At 67.0% G+C, this 14,622-nt stretch carries 13 protein-coding genes; 7 read left to right on the top strand and 6 right to left on the bottom strand.

The features are described from left to right. Positions 1-9: 9 nt before the first annotated feature. From FHR21_RS07330 to kdpF, 5 genes are read right to left on the bottom strand one after another with little or no spacing between them, the layout of a single operon-like run. Positions 10-702 (bottom strand): response regulator, encoded by a 693-nt coding sequence (locus tag FHR21_RS07330; protein ID WP_184096797.1) that lies wholly within the window; start codon positions 700-702, stop codon positions 10-12. 9 nt (positions 703-711) lie between these two features. Continuing rightward, positions 712-1,299: a potassium-transporting ATPase subunit KdpC gene (gene kdpC / locus FHR21_RS07325; protein WP_184096795.1), complete on the bottom strand. Its 588-nt coding sequence runs from the start codon at positions 1,297-1,299 to the stop codon at positions 712-714. Positions 1,300-1,309: 10 nt separating this feature from the next. Next, a complete protein-coding gene (kdpB, locus tag FHR21_RS07320) occupies positions 1,310-3,340 on the bottom strand; it encodes a potassium-transporting ATPase subunit KdpB (RefSeq protein ID WP_184096793.1) in 2,031 nt (676 codons plus the stop codon). Positions 3,341-3,352: 12 nt separating this feature from the next. After that, positions 3,353-5,056 carry a potassium-transporting ATPase subunit KdpA gene (kdpA, locus tag FHR21_RS07315; protein ID WP_184096791.1) on the bottom strand — a complete coding sequence of 568 codons (1,704 nt, stop codon included), beginning with the start codon at positions 5,054-5,056 and terminating at the stop codon, positions 3,353-3,355. 13 nt (positions 5,057-5,069) lie between these two features. Further along, the gene (gene kdpF / locus FHR21_RS07310; RefSeq protein WP_184096789.1) at positions 5,070-5,159 is read right to left on the bottom strand and encodes a K(+)-transporting ATPase subunit F; all 90 of its coding nucleotides are present in this window, start codon (positions 5,157-5,159) and stop codon (positions 5,070-5,072) included. A 255-nt stretch (positions 5,160-5,414) separates the two neighbouring features. On the opposite strand from kdpF, the gene FHR21_RS07305 reads away from it, so the two are divergent. Further along, positions 5,415-8,069 (top strand): sensor histidine kinase, encoded by a 2,655-nt coding sequence (locus FHR21_RS07305; protein WP_184096787.1) that lies wholly within the window; start codon positions 5,415-5,417, stop codon positions 8,067-8,069. A gap of 20 nt (positions 8,070-8,089) precedes the next feature. On the opposite strand, the gene FHR21_RS07300 is transcribed toward FHR21_RS07305, so the two are convergent. Further along, positions 8,090-8,563 carry an Lrp/AsnC family transcriptional regulator gene (locus FHR21_RS07300; protein WP_184096784.1) on the bottom strand — a complete coding sequence of 158 codons (474 nt, stop codon included), beginning with the start codon at positions 8,561-8,563 and terminating at the stop codon, positions 8,090-8,092. A 234-nt stretch (positions 8,564-8,797) separates the two neighbouring features. On the opposite strand from FHR21_RS07300, the gene phhA reads away from it, so the two are divergent. Genes phhA through FHR21_RS07270 form a run of 6 tightly spaced genes read left to right on the top strand, consistent with a single transcriptional unit; the run spans position 8,798 to position 14,612 of the window. After that, positions 8,798-9,685 (top strand): phenylalanine 4-monooxygenase, encoded by an 888-nt coding sequence (phhA, locus tag FHR21_RS07295; RefSeq protein WP_184096782.1) that lies wholly within the window; start codon positions 8,798-8,800, stop codon positions 9,683-9,685. Then, on the top strand, positions 9,682-10,602 hold the full coding sequence (locus FHR21_RS07290; RefSeq protein WP_184096780.1) for a tryptophan 2,3-dioxygenase: 921 nt from the start codon (positions 9,682-9,684) through the stop codon (positions 10,600-10,602). Before phhA ends, FHR21_RS07290 begins: the two co-directional genes overlap by 4 nt. After that, complete coding sequence (kynB, locus tag FHR21_RS07285) at positions 10,599-11,228, top strand: arylformamidase (protein ID WP_184096778.1); 630 nt, start codon at positions 10,599-10,601, stop codon at positions 11,226-11,228. Before FHR21_RS07290 ends, kynB begins: the two co-directional genes overlap by 4 nt. Further along, positions 11,225-12,466: a kynureninase gene (gene kynU, locus FHR21_RS07280; protein WP_184096776.1), complete on the top strand. Its 1,242-nt coding sequence runs from the start codon at positions 11,225-11,227 to the stop codon at positions 12,464-12,466. Before kynB ends, kynU begins: the two co-directional genes overlap by 4 nt. After that, positions 12,463-13,482 carry a carbon-nitrogen hydrolase family protein gene (locus tag FHR21_RS07275; RefSeq protein ID WP_246427103.1) on the top strand — a complete coding sequence of 340 codons (1,020 nt, stop codon included), beginning with the start codon at positions 12,463-12,465 and terminating at the stop codon, positions 13,480-13,482. The genes kynU and FHR21_RS07275 overlap by 4 nt, the downstream gene beginning before the upstream one ends. After that, entirely contained in the window at positions 13,479-14,612 is a 1,134-nt protein-coding gene (locus FHR21_RS07270; RefSeq protein WP_184096774.1) for a cupin domain-containing protein, read from the top strand. Before FHR21_RS07275 ends, FHR21_RS07270 begins: the two co-directional genes overlap by 4 nt. Positions 14,613-14,622 lie beyond the last annotated feature (10 nt).

The raw sequence follows: 14,622 nt of genomic DNA, 5'->3' as shown, positions 1-14,622 counted from the left end.
TGATCCGGGTCATTGGCGTAGCCTGTAGCCGACGGCCAACTCGTTGATGATCAGTTTCGGCTGGGACGGATCGACTTCGAGTTTCTGGCGCAGCCCTCGCACCGCGATCCGGAGATATTCGACCTTGTCGGCGTGCGCCGGCCCCCATACCGACTTCAGCAACTGGGCGTGGCTGAGCACGCGATCCGCCCGGCGGGCAAGTTCGGCGAGGACGGCATATTCCTTTGGTGTCAGATGGACCTCGATATCGTCGCGAAAGACGCGGCGGTGATCGAGGTCGATCCGTACCGCGCCGGTTTCGACCACGCCGATCTCGTCCCCGTCCGCTGCCGCGCGCTGATGACGCAACGCGGTGCGGATGCGGGCGAGCAGTTCGTCGGTGTCGAAAGGCTTGGTGATATAGTCGTCGGCGCCGAGATCGAGCGCGGCGACCTTCTCGGCGCTGTCTTCGCGTGCGGAAACGACGATGAGTGTTGCCGCCGACCGCAGGCGAACGGGCTCGATGAGTTCGAGACCGTCGCGGTCGGGGAGCCCGAGATCGAGCAGCACGATATCGGGCCGTTCGATGTCGAGCAGCGCGATCGCCTGGCGCGCATCCGCCGCTTCGACGACGGTGTGCCCGGCGCGCTGCATCGTCGCGCGCAGCAACCGGCGAATATGCATGTCGTCCTCGACGATCAGGATTTTCGCGGTCTGCGGCACAAGCGCGTCTTACTGCCGTCCGAACCGGGCGTCGAGCGAGCGATTGAGACGCAGGACATGGACTCGCGGTTCGCCCAGAAAGCTCGCCAACGGGCGTTCGATCGCCTGTTCCACGACCAGACGGACGTCTGCTTGCGGCACATTGCGCGCCTCCGCGACACGGTCGACCTGGAAAAAGGCCGCCTCGGGGCTGATATGGGGATCGAGTCCCGAGGCGGAGGTCGTCACCAGGTCGGGCGGGACGGGGCGGCCCGGTGCCGTTTCGGAAAGGCTTTTGATGTCGGCGGAGACGCGACCGGCGAGCACGAGGCTCGTAGGGCCGAGATTCGACCCCGCCGATGCTGCGGCATCATAGCCGTCGGCGCCCGCGGCCGAGGGACGGCCGTGAAAATAGACGTCGCTCGCAAAGCTCTGGCCGATCAATCCCGAACCGACCACCTTGCCGTTGTCGCGGATCAGGCTGCCGTTTGCCTGGGCGGGGAACAACGCCTGACCCAGACCGGTGAGCGTGAGGGGATAGGCGACGCCGAGCAACGCCGCGAAGAGCAGGGTCAACACCAGTGCGGGGCGAACGGCCGATGCGAGGTCGGAAAGCATGGAAAGCTCCTCAGGCGAGATGGAGGCCGGAAACGGCAAGGTCGATCAGTTTGATGCCAGCGAAGGGCGCAACGAGCCCACCGAGACCAAAGACCGACAGGTTTCGCGCGAGCAGCGGACTCGCCGCCATCGGGCGGTAGCGCACGCCCCCAAGCGCCAGCGGTACGAGTGCCGGAATGATCAGTGCGTTGAACATGATCGCCGAGAGGACGGCGCTTTGCGGGCTCGACAGCCCCATCACGTTGAGCACACCGAGCTGCGGATAGATGGCGACGAAGATCGCGGGGATGATCGCGAAATATTTGGCGACGTCGTTGGCCACCGAGAAGGTCGTGAGCGCGCCGCGCGTCATCAGGAGCTGTTTTCCGAGACCGACGATCTCGATCAGCTTGGTGGGATCGCTGTCGAGGTCGACCATATTGCCCGCCTCGCGCGCGGCCTGCGTCCCGGTGTTCATCGCGACGCCGACGTCGGCCTGTGCGAGTGCGGGCGCATCGTTGGTCCCGTCGCCGCACATCGCGACCAGCCGCCCCTCGCCCTGTTCGCGCCGGATCAGCGCGAGCTTGTCCTCCGGCGTCGCCTGCGCGAGGAAATCGTCGACTCCGGCTTCCGCCGCGATCGCGGCGGCAGTGAGCGGGTTGTCGCCGGTGATCATCACCGTGCGGATGCCCATGTTGCGAAGCTCGCCGAAACGCTCGCGGATGCCCGCCTTGACGACGTCCTTGAGGTGGATCGCGCCGAGCAGGCGGCCGTCCCTGACCACCGCGAGCGGCGTGCCGCCCGAACGCGCGATCTCTTCGGTGATCTTGCGCAGCTCAGCGGTGGCGGGCCCCGTTCCAGCCGCGGGATGCGCGCGCAGCACCGAATCGACCGCACCCTTCCGGATCGTCACGCCCGCGACGACGACGCCCGACAGGCGCGTCTGGGCAGTGAAGGGGATCACCTTTGACCCTGCGGGCAGCGCGGCGGCGCGTACCGCATAACGTTCGCGTGCCAGCGCCACGATCGAGCGGCCCTCGGGGGTTTCGTCGGCGAGGCTCGACAGCAGGGCTGCATCGGCGAGCGCGCCGGCATCGACTCCCGCCAGGGGACGGAACTCGCTGGCCTGCCGGTCGCCGATCGTGATCGTACCGGTCTTGTCGAGCAGCAGCACGTCGACGTCGCCCGCCGCCTCGACCGCGCGGCCCGACCTGGCGAGCACGTTGAAGCGGACGAGGCGGTCCATCCCCGCGATGCCGATCGCCGACAGCAGCGCGGCGATGGTCGTCGGAATGAGGGTGATGAGCAGCGCGGCGAGCAGTGCCACGGGCACCGCGCCGCCTGCATAGGCGGTGAAGCCGGGGATCGTCGCGACAGCGATCAGGAAGATGATCGTCAGCCCGACGAGCAGGATGGTGAGCGCGATCTCGTTCGGCGTCTTGCGCCGCTCGGCGCCTTCGACGAGCGCGATCATGCGGTCGAGAAAACCTTGGCCGGGTTCGGCGGTGACGCGCACCTTGATCCCATCGGAGAGGACGCGCGTCCCCGCGGTCACCGCGCTGCGGTCGCCGCCCGCCTCGCGGATCACCGGCGCGCTTTCGCCCGTGATTGCGGCCTCGTTGACCGAGGCCACGCCCGCGATCACCTCGCCGTCGGCGGGGATCAGGTCGCCGGTTTCGACGAGCACGATCTCTCCCTTTTCGACCTGGCTTGCGGGAACGATCTCGTAGGTGTCGCCGACGCCGAGCATCAGCTTGGCCTTCAGTTCGGCCTGCGTCGCCCGGAGCGAGGCGGCTTGCGCGCGGCCGCGACCTTCGGCCAGCGCTTCGGCGAAGGTGCCGAAAATCACGGTGAGCCAAAGCCAGAGAACGAGCTGAATCTGGAAACCCAGCGACAGACCGGGTTCGTCGATCGCGAGCAGCGCGGTGAGCAAGAGCGCGATGCACGCGGTGACGAACATCACCGGGTTGCGGATCAGTGCGCGCGGGTCGAGCTTTTCGACGGCACCCCGCATCGCCGGAACGACGAGGGCGGCGCTGAACATCGAGGTGGGTGCGGTCATATCGGAGATCCGTCAGAAGAGCCGGCCGTCGATCATCGCGAGATGATCGGCGACGGGGCCGAGAGCGAGGCTGGGGAGGAAGGTGAGGCCGCCGAGGATCAGGATGATCCCGATGAGCAACCCGATCCACAGCCCCCCGGTGGTGGGGAAGGAGCCGCTTGTTGCTGGAGTATGGCGCTTTGCGGCGAGGCTGCCCGCGATCGCGAGCACGGGCACGATCACGAAGAAGCGCCCGAGCCACATCGCGATGCCGGTGAGGCGGTTGTAGAAGGGCGTGCCCGCGGAGAGGCCGGCGAAGGCCGAGCCATTGTTCCCCGCGCTCGAGGTAAAGGCGTAGAGGATTTCGGAGAAGCCGTGCGGCCCCTTGTTAAGCGGCCCGGCCAGGCCGGCGGGCAGCACATTGGCGAGCGCGGTGAAGCCCAGAATGACGAGTGGCAGGACCGCGATCGCGAGCACCGCGAGTTTGACCTCGCGCGCCTCGATCTTCTTGCCGACATATTCGGGGGTGCGCCCGACCATCAGCCCCGCGACGAACACGGCGAGGATCGCGAAGAGCAGGAAGCCATAGATGCCCGCGCCGACGCCGCCCACGATGACCTCGCCAAGCTGCATGTTGAAGAGCGGAATTAGGCCCCCCAGCGCGGTGAAGCTGTCGTGCATCGCGTTGACCGCGCCGCACGAGGCGGCGGTGGTGACGACGGCGAACAGCGCGGATGCGGCGATGCCGAAGCGCACCTCCTTGCCCTCCATGTTGCCGCCGGCGACGCCGAGCTGATGGAGCAGCGGATTGCCGGCCGCTTCCTGCCAGTAAGCGATGGCGGCGCCGGCGAGGAAGAGCACGCCCATCGCGGTCAGGATCGCCCAACCCTGGCGCGTGTCGCCGACCGCCTTGCCGAAGCACCAGGTCAGGCCGACCCCGATCGCGAGGATCGACAGCATCTCGACGAAATTGGTGAGCGCGGTGGGATTTTCGAACGGATGCGCGCTGTTGGCGTTGAAGAAGCCGCCCCCGTTGGTGCCGAGCAGCTTGATCGCTTCCTGGCTTGCGACGGGGCCGAGCGCGATCGTCTGCCTCGCCCCCTCGAGCGTCGTCGCATCGACCGAACTGCTGAGCGTCTGCGGCACGCCGTTTGCGATCAGGAAGAGCGCATAAACGATGCAGATCGGCAGCAGGAGATAGAGCGTCACGCGGGTCACATCGGCCCAGAAATTGCCCAGCGCGTTCGTCTCGCGGCGCGCGAAGCCTCGGAACAGCGCGAAGGCGACCGCGATGCCGGTTGCCGCCGACAGGAAATTATGGATCGTGAGCCCCAGCATCTGGCTGAGGTTCGACATCGTCGCCTCTCCGGCATACCATTGCCAATTGGTGTTGGTCGTGAAGCTGATCGCGGCGTTGAATGCGCCATCGGCCCCGATCGCATCGAAGCCTCGCGGATTTCCCGGTAGCACGCCCTGGAGCCGCAACACTGCATAGGTGAAGAGCAGCAGCGCGAGGTTGAAGAGCAGCATGTGCAGCGCATAGCGCCGCCAGCCCTGCTCCTCGGTCGGGTCGATCCCCGCGAGGCGATAGAAGCCGCGCTCGACGGGGCCGAGGAATCGATGGAGCGGGGTGGGGCGGCCTTCGTAGAGTGCGAAGAGCCAGAGCCCGATCGGCTTGGCGAGCGCCGCGAGGATGGCGATGAAGAGGAGGATGAGGGCCCAGCCGGATGCGGTCATAGTCGCTCTCCGATCAGAAACGTTCGGGCCGCAGCAGCGCGGCGACGAGATAGAGGAGAAGGAGCGCCGCCGTGCTGCCCGCGAGGATCAGGGGAATGTTCATCCTCAGGCCCGATCGCAGAGGCGTGCGTAGCCGAGCGTCGCGGCAAAGAGCAGGGCGGCCAGGCCGAGCCACAGGAAATCGGACATGGAAGGGTCTCCGGCGAAAGGACTCCGGGAGGAGCCGGTCAGTACGGGACCGCCGCTACGCCCCTTCGCCGTAAAGTTTCGCGGGCGATTCCGGCGAAACGCATAAAGTTTCCATAAAGATTGCGCGTTGCCGCTTGGCCGCGCCGCGGCGGCTGGCGTAAATGGAGGCATGACCTCGTCGCCGCCGGAAAAACGACCGTCGCCAGAGGCGCTTCTGCGCCAGGCGAAGCGCGAGGAGCGCGGGCAACTCAAGATCTTCCTCGGCGCCGCGCCCGGAGTCGGCAAGACCTTTGCTATGCTGGGCGAAGGCGCGGCGCTGAAGCGCGAGGGCGAGGATGTCGTCGTCGCGGTCGCCGAGACCCACGGCCGCGCCGAGACCGAGGCGCTGCTCGTGGGCATGGAGGTGCTCCCGCGCCGCGAGGTCGAATATCGCGGCCACCGCCTGACCGGGATGGACCTCGATGCTGTGCTGCGGCGGGCACCGGCGCTCGCGCTGGTCGACGAATATGCGCACAGCAACGTCGAGGGAAGCCGCCATCCCAAGCGCTGGCAGGATGTCGAGGAGCTGCTGAACGCGGGGATCGACGTCTACACGACGTTGAACATCCAGCATGTCGAGAGCCTCAACGACGTCGTCGCGAGCTTCACGCGCGTCCGCGTGCGCGAAACGGTGCCCGACGGCGTCTTCGAGGGCGCCGAGATCAAGCTGGTCGACTTGCCGCCCGACGAACTGATCGAGCGGCTGAAGGACGGCAAGGTCTATGTGCCAGAGGAGGCGAGCCGTGCGCTGGGCCACTTCTTTTCGAAGCCGAATCTGTCGGCGCTGCGCGAGATGGCGCTGCGCCGCGCGGCGCTCAGCGTCGATCGGCAGATGCTGCAGGACCTCGACGCGGGCGGCGTTGCAGGTACCTATGCCGCGGGCGAGCGCATCCTGGTCGCTATCAGCGAACAGCCGGGTGCGGATGCGCTGGCGCGCACCGCCAAGCGGCTGGCCGACGGTCTCAATGCCCCGTGGACCGCGGTGCATATCGAAACCCCGCGCAGTCGCGGCTTCGACGAGGAGGCGCAGCGCCGCGTCGCCGCCGCGCTGGGGCTCGCCGCGACGCTTGGCGCGACGATCGCGACCATTCCGGCCGAAAATGTCATCGTGGGGCTGAAAGGCCAGATCGAGGCGCAGCGCGCGACGCAACTCGTCATCGGCCGGTCGCAGCGGAGCTGGTGGTTCGAACTGCGCCACGGGTCGGTCGTCGAAAGCCTGATCCGCGGCTCGCAGGACCTGGCGATCCACGTCATCCCGTCGCCCGAACTCGCAGCGGCCGAGGGGCGCCGGGGAGCGTGGGCGCGGGGCTGGGGGCGGCCGCAGGCCTATGGCGCCGCGATGCTGCTGATCGCCGCGATGACCCTGCTCGCAAAGCTTGCAGAGCCGGTTATCGGACGCGGCGCGATCGACCTTCTCTATCTGGTTCCCGTCATCGTCGCCGCGACGCTGTACGGCCTCCGGCCGGGGCTGTTCGCGAGCATCGCCGCGGCGCTGGCGTTCAACTTCTTCTTCCTCGAACCCATCCACAGCTTCACCATCACCGACCCGCAGAGCGTGCTGACGATGCTGGTGCTGACCGGCGTCGCGGCCGTGACGAGCAATCTCGCGGGGCGCCTGCGTACCCGCGCGCAGATCGGCGTGCGCAGCGCGCAGGAAAACGCCGCGCTTGCCGCCTTCGCGCAGACGCTGGCGCGCGCCGCCGACCTCGACGCCACGGCCACCGCCACCTGTGAGGAGGTTTCGCGGCTGCTTGGCGTCCGTGCCGTGGTGATGATCGAAAGGGAGGGGATGTTGCGACCGGTCGTGGCGCGGCCGCCCGACGCGCAGATCTCGCCGGTCGATCAGGCGGCTGCCGAATGGTCGTGGACCAGCGGAGAGCCCGCAGGACGCGGCACGAACACCTTGCTTGCGTCGGACTGGCAGTTCCATCCGCTCAAGACCGGGCTGGGCGTGCTCGCGGTGCTCGGCATCGCGCGCGACGACGATCGCGACCCGGTCTCGGCCGACAAGGCTGCGTTGCTGGCGACATTGGTGGGGCAGGCGGCGCACGCGCACGAACGGCTGCGGCTGGAAGACGAGATGCGCGGCCTGTCGCTGCTCGAAGAGCGCGATCGGCTGCGCGCCGCGCTGCTTTCGTCGATCGGCCACGACCTGCGCACTCCGCTCACCGGCATCACCGCCGCGATCGAGGCGCTGGCGGGGGAGCATCCCGATGCCGCCGCGCTGCCGGTCGCGCGCGCAGAGGTGTCGCGGCTGCGCCGCTTCCTCGACAATCTGGTCGAACTGGTCCGGCTCGATGCCGGGGGGATACGCCTCGACGTCGAGCCGGTGGACCTGACCGATGTGGTCGCGGGTGTCGTCCATGACCTCAAGGATCTGCTCCGCGGCCATCCCATCGACTTTCAGGTTCCCGCCGGCCTGCCGCTGGTCCGCGTCGATGCCCGCTTGCTGCATCACATCCTGCTCAACCTGTTGGCCAACGCCATTCAACATGGCGGCAATGCGGGGCCGATCACCATCGCCGGGCGGCGGACGCCCGACAGCGTGACATTGACCGTGCGCGATCGCGGCGAGGGGATCGAGCCAGGCGCCGAGCGGACGATCTTCGATACCTTTGCCCAGGGCAGAGGCGGCGACCGGCATGGCGGCAGCGGGCTGGGGCTGGCGATCGCGAGGGGTTTTGCCGAAGCGCTCGGTATCGGGATCGCCGCGGCCAACCATCCGGAGGGAGGGGCCGCATTTACCCTGATTTTTCCGGGCGAATTGGCTATCCCGGCCGAATAGCGCCGGCTATCCGGCGGCCGTCAGCGCTGCTGCTGTTCGGTCATCCGTGCCCATTCGGCGATGCGGCCTTGCCGCTTGATCGTTTTCAGGCAGACAACGGTGGATAGCCGATGCACGCTCGGCAGCTTGGAAAGGTCGTGGCGGAGCAGTTCGTCGAGATGATCGACCGACCGCGCGAATATCTTGAGCATATAGTCGCTGTCGCCCGCGGTCGTGTGGCATTCGACGACGGCGGGGTGCGCCATCACCGCGGCTTCGAAATCGGCATGGGCATCGAGGCCGATCCGCACCTCGACGAAGCTCTGCACCGCGAGGCCGAGGGCGAAGGGGTCGAGGCGCGCGGCATAGCCGTGAATGACGCCCGATCCTTCGAGGCTGCGGACCCGCGACCAGCAGGGCGATTTGGAAAGGCCGACCGTCTCGCCCAGTTCGGCGAAGGAGCGGCGTCCGTCTTCTTCGAGCGCGGCGATGATTTTCCAGTCGAGTCTGTCCATGGGCGGCGGCCTCCTGCATCGGGCGCACGGTGTCGCGCGCGCCGGGTCGTTCTGCTGCGATTCGAAATTCCTTCTTCTGGGCAGAGTATTTTGCAATTGCGAAGAACGATAGGTCCATGATGAAGAGATTTTACGGAACAGCCGTCGGGACAGGTGCATCATCGTCGAAAAATTGCGGACAATGTTCGTTCCAAACAAACCTATCTTTCCGGCAGGCCGGGAGAGAGAGCCGAAGTGGCTGCGACGCATATCTTCGACGCGCCGCCCGAAGGGGCGGCGGCGGACTGGACGATGTCCCAGGACTGGCGGGCATTCACGCCCGCGCAACATTCGACCTGGCGCGCGCTGTTCGATCAGCAGTTGGCGGCGCTGCGCGGCTATGCCTGCGCGGATTTTCTGCGCGGCCTCGATATGCTGCGGTCGGTCGCGCCGGGCGTTCCTGATTTTGCCGCGCTCAACAGGCATTTGAAGCCGGCGACCGGCTGGGAGATCGTCGCGGTTCCGGGCTGGATACCGAATGAACCCTTCTTCGAGCATCTGGCGAACCGCCGCTTTCCCGCCGCCAATTTCCTGCGGCCGCCCGAACAGATCGGCTACAGCGAAGAGCCGGACATGTTTCACGACATCTTCGGCCATGTCCCGATGCTCGCAAGCCCCGCTTTTTCCGATTTTCTGGTCGCATATGGTCAGGCAGGGCTGCGCGCCGAAAGGCTGGGCGCGTCCGATTTCCTCGGCCGGCTCTGGCTTTATACGACCGAGTTCGGGCTTGTCGTCGAGAAGGGTGAATTGCGCGCCTTCGGCGGCGGGCTGCTGTCGAGCCATGCCGAGACGATTGCGGCGCTCACCTCGCCCGAACCGCGGCGCATCTGGCTCGATATCGAGCGGGTGATGCGGACCAAATATCATTTCGACGAATTCCAGCGCATCTATTTCGTGGTCGAGGGTTTCGAGGAATTGCTGCGCGCGACCGAGGAAACGGACTTTGCCAGCGTTTACAGGAAGATTGCGAGCGAAGCTGCGCTCGAACCCGAAGATGCCTTTCCCGGCGACCGCGCCTATGATGGTCCGCTGCAACCGGTCCGGCCGGGACCGGCCTTCATGAACGGGGAGACGCGGCGATGATCAGGCAGACGAAGGACGGGGGCACCGACATCTTCGAGACCGAGATCGACGGCGAGACGATCCAGTGGGACAATGGCCTGACCTATGCGCGCCATATCCAGACGCAGCAGCTTCTGTCGGCGCAGGTGCCGGTGTCGGACAAGCCCGACGAGATGCTGTTCATCATCATGCACCAGACGATGGAACTGTGGATCAAGCTGGTGCTCCACGAGGTGCGGCTGGTGGTCGAGGCGATCCGCGCCGACCGGCTGGAGCTTGCGGGCAAGGGGCTCGACCGCATCGCGACGATCCAGCGCCACATGATTCATAGCTGGGAAGTGCTCGCGACGCTGACCCCGCATGATTTCCTGACCTTTCGCGGGTTTTTGCGCCGCGCCTCGGGCTTTCAGTCGCAGCAGTATCGCGAGCTCGAATATCTGCTCGGCAACAAGCGCGCGGACATGATGGTTGTCCACAAGGACGATGCGGCGGCGATGGCGCGGCTGCGCGCGGCTTTCGAAGCGCCGTCGCTCTATGACGAACTGCTGAAGCTGCTCGCGCGGCGCGGGTTCGACATTCCGGCCGACCGGCTGGAGCGCGACTGGACCCAGCCCTATGAGCCGTCGGAGGCGGTCGAGAAGGCGTGGCTCGCCATCTACACCGACGTCGAGCGCCACTGGGATCTCTACACGCTCGCCGAGAAGATCACCGCGCTCGAATATTATTTTCAGGAATGGCGCTTCAAGCACATGAAGACCGTCGCGCGCGTCATCGGCCACAAGCCGGGAACCGGGGGCTCGTCGGGGGTCAATTATCTGGTCAAGGCGCTGAACCTCAGCTTCTTCCCCGAGCTCTGGTCGATGCGCACCGAGATGGTCGCGCCGCGCCAAGGGGGTGATTATGGGGGTGGGGATTATGCTCAAGGGACGGGCGCATGAGCCGGATGTGGGACATTTCGCAGCCGCTCCACGCCGCGGTGCCCGTATGGCCGGGCGAGCCGCCCTTCGCGCTCCACCGCCATGCGGTGATCGGCGAGGGCTGCCCGGTCAATGTCGGGGCGATGGTCACGCCGCTCCACGCGGGCACGCACGGCGATGCGCCGCTGCACTATGCCAATGACGGCGCGTCGTCGGCCGAGTGCGACCTCGAACCCTATATCGGGCCGTGCGTGCTGCTCGACGTCCGCCATGCGCGCGGCCGGGTGGAGGTGGACGATATCGACTGGGACGCGGTCGCGGGCGCCGAGCGGGTGTTGCTGCGCACGTATGAGAATTTCCCGCACGAAAGCTGGGATAGCGATTTCACCGCGATCGCGAGCGAGGTGATCGCGCGGCTCGGCGCGACGGGGGTCCGCCTGATCGGCACCGACGCCGCCTCGCTCGACCCCGAACAGTCGAAGACGCTCGACGCGCACCACGCCGTCAAGGCCGCCGACATGCGGATATTGGAGGGGCTCGTCCTCGATGACGTGCCGCCGGGCCGGTACGAACTCGTCGCGCTGCCGCTGCGCATCGTCGGCGCCGACGCGAGCCCGGTGCGCGCGATCTTGAGGGATCTGCCATGACCGGGACGCTCCTCGCCGCCGATGCCGCGGAACGCGACGCGGCCGATCCGCTCGCGGGTTTCCGCGATCGCTTCCAGCTCCGCGATGGCCTCATCTATCTCGACGGCAATTCGCTCGGCGCGCTGCCGAAGGCGACCGCCGACCGGCTGGCGCGCGTGATCGCTCAGGAGTGGGGCGAAGGGTTGATCACCTCATGGCTCGGCGCCTTATGGTCGACCGCGCCGCGCCGGATCGGCGACAAGATCGCGCGGCTGCTCGGCGCGGCGTCCGGCGAAATCATCGCGACCGACTCCACGTCAGTAAATATCTTCAAGGCGCTGACCGCCGCGCTGTCGCTGCGGCCGGGGCGGGCGAAGCTGCTCTCCGAGGCGACGAACTTCCCGACCGACGTCTATATGATGCAGGGGATCGAGGCCTTTTCGGGCGGGCGGGTGAGGGCGGTGACGGCCGACCCCGATGCGGTTCTGGACGCGCTCGACGATGAGGTCGCGGTGCTGCTCCTCACCCAGGTCCACTATAAGTCGGGCCGCGTCCGCGACATGGCACAGGTCACGCGCAAGGCGCATGACGCGGGCGCGCTTGTCATCTGGGATTTGAGCCATAGCGCCGGGGCCATCCCCGTCGATTTGGGCGGCGCCAACGCCGATTTCGCGATCGGCTGCGGCTATAAATTCCTCAACGGCGGCCCCGGTGCGCCCGCCTATCTGTTCGCCGCGGCGCGGCATCAGGCGGCGACGCCGGTGCTCTCGGGCTGGTTCGGCCACGCGCGGCCCTTTTCGTTCGAGGAAGATTATGATCCGGCGCCGGGGATCGAGCGTTTCCTCTGTGGCACGCCGCCGGTGCTCGGGCTCGCGGCGCTCGAGGCGGGCGTCGACCTGCTGCTCGAGGCCGACATGGGCGAATTGCGCCGCAAATCGTTGGCACTCGGCGACCTGTTCATGGAGCGGATGGAGCCCCTTTGCGCCCGCTACGGCTTCGCGCTGGCCAGCGAGCGCGACCCGGCGCGCCGGGGCAGCCAGGTCGCCTATGCCCATCCCCGGGGGTATGAGATCGTCCAGGCGCTCAAGGAACTGGACGTCATCGCCGACTTCCGCACCCCCGACGTGCTGCGCTTCGGGCTGACGCCGCTTTATCTCCGCTACCGCGACATCGTCGAGACGGTCGAGCGGCTCGAAAGGGTCTGCGCGACCGAGGCGTGGGCCAAGCCCGAATATCAAGAGCGGGCGGCGGTGACATGAGCGAGGTGTCGATGCCCTTCCTGCCCAAGTCGAAGGTGGCCGCGGTGCAGGCCGCGCCGGTCTTCCTCGATCCCGCCGCGACGGTCGACAAGTCGTGCGCGCTGATCGCCGAGGCGGCGGGAAACGGCGCGAAGCTCGTCGCCTTTCCCGAGGTATTCATCGCCGCCTATCCCTATTGGAACTGGCTGATGACTCCGATCGAGGGGGCCGAATGGCACGAACGCCTCTATCGCGCCTCGATCCTCGCCGAGGGGCCCGAGGTCGCGGCGCTGTGCGCCGCCGCGCGCGATCATGACTGCACGGTGGTGATCGGGATCAACGAGCGCGATCCGGTCAGCGTCGGCACCATCTACAACACGAACCTCATCATCGGTGCCGACGGCAGCCTGCTCGGGCGCCACCGCAAGCTCGTCCCGACCTGGGCCGAGAAGCTCACATGGGCGGGCGGCGACGGCGCCTCGATCCGTGTCTATGACACGCCCGTGGGGTCGCTCGGCACGCTCGCGTGCGGGGAGAATACCAACACCCTCGCGCGCTTCGCGCTGCTGTCGCAGGGCGAACTCGTCCACGTCGCCAATTATATCGCGCTGCTCGTCGCGCCCGCGTCGTACAATATGGCCGAGGCGATCAAGATCCGCGCCACCGCGCATAGCTTCGAGGGCAAGGTCTTCACCATCGTCGCCTGCTCGACGGTGAGCGAGGAGATCATCGTGGCGATGAGCGCCGACCGACCGGCGAACCGCGAATTGCTGTCGCGCCCGAACAGCGCCTTTTCGGGCGTCATCGACCCGCACGGCAACCTGATCGGCGACGCGCTGATCGACGACGAGGGCATCGTCTATGCCGAGATCGACCTCGGCGACTGCGTGCGCCCCAAGCTGATGCACGACATCGTCGGCGGCTATAACCGCTTCGACATCTTCAACCTGACGGTCGACCGGACTCCCCGCGCGTCGGCCCTGTTCGTGGACGAGGTCCCGCCCGCGGACGATCCCAGCGAGGAGAAGGCGTCATGACCGACCATCCCGCCACCATCGACCCGCGCGACGCCGTTCTCGGCCGGTCGCGCGTCACCGACACGCCCGAACTCGAGGCGTTCTACGACGACCTCGCGCGGCGCAACGCTGGCGCCTTCTGGAAGCGCGCCAATGCGATCGAGCCGTGGGAGCCCGAGACGCGCTATCGCCCGACGCTGTGGCGCTATGCCGATATGCGCGCGATGTGCCTGCGCGCGATCGACCTGGTGAAGCCCGAGGAAGCGGGGCGCCGCGTCGTCACCCTGCTCAACGACAGCGACGCGGGGCGCGCGAATGTCGCGGTCTGCGGCTGGCTGTTCAGCGGCATGCAGGCGATGCGCCCCGGCGAGATTACCCCCGCGCACAAGCACACCGCCTCGGCGCACCGCTTCATCATGGAAGGGAAAGGCGCCTATACCGTCGTCGACGGGCATCCTATCACGCTGGGCGCCAATGATTATGTGCTGACCCCGAACGGCTGCTGGCACGACCATGGCGTCACGGCCGATGGCGAGGTGTCGATCTGGCAGGACGGGCTCGACATCCCGCTGATGAACTGCCTCGAAACCAATTTCTACGCGGTGTACGAGCAGCCCGCGCAGACTGCCGCCTTCCCCTCGAACGACCTGCCGCTGAGCTATGGCGGCGCGGGTTTGCGGCCCGAGGGTGTCGGGGCATGGGACAAGCCCTATTCGCCGGTGATGGTCTATCGCTGGGATGCGGTGCGCGACGCGCTCTGGAACCTCGCCAAGGTTTCGGGCGGGACGCCCTTCGACGGGCATATGATGCGCTATGCGAACCCGCTGACCGGCGGCTGGGCGCTGCAGACGATGGGCGCGCATATGCAGATGCTGCCCGGCGGCTTTCGCGGGCAGGCGCACCGGCACACCGGCAATGTCGTCTATAATGTCGCGGGCGGGCGCGGCTATTCGATCATCGGCGGAAAGCGTTTCGACTGGCAGACGCACGACATCTTCTGCGTCCCCGCGTGGACGTGGCACGAGCATGTCAATCTCGACCTCAACGAAGAGGCTTTCCTCTTCTCGTTCAACGATTTCCCCGTGATGGAGGCGCTCGGCGTCCGGATCGAGGAACCCTATTCCGACCATGGCGGCCACCAGCCCGCCTGACTGCAAACAG

The sequence above is a fragment of the Sphingopyxis panaciterrulae genome (assembly GCF_014199295.1).
GTDB classification, from domain to species: domain Bacteria; phylum Pseudomonadota; class Alphaproteobacteria; order Sphingomonadales; family Sphingomonadaceae; genus Sphingopyxis; species Sphingopyxis panaciterrulae.
Note: the sequence above shows the minus strand (reverse complement) of the source record. Positions and strands in the feature narration are given on the sequence as shown.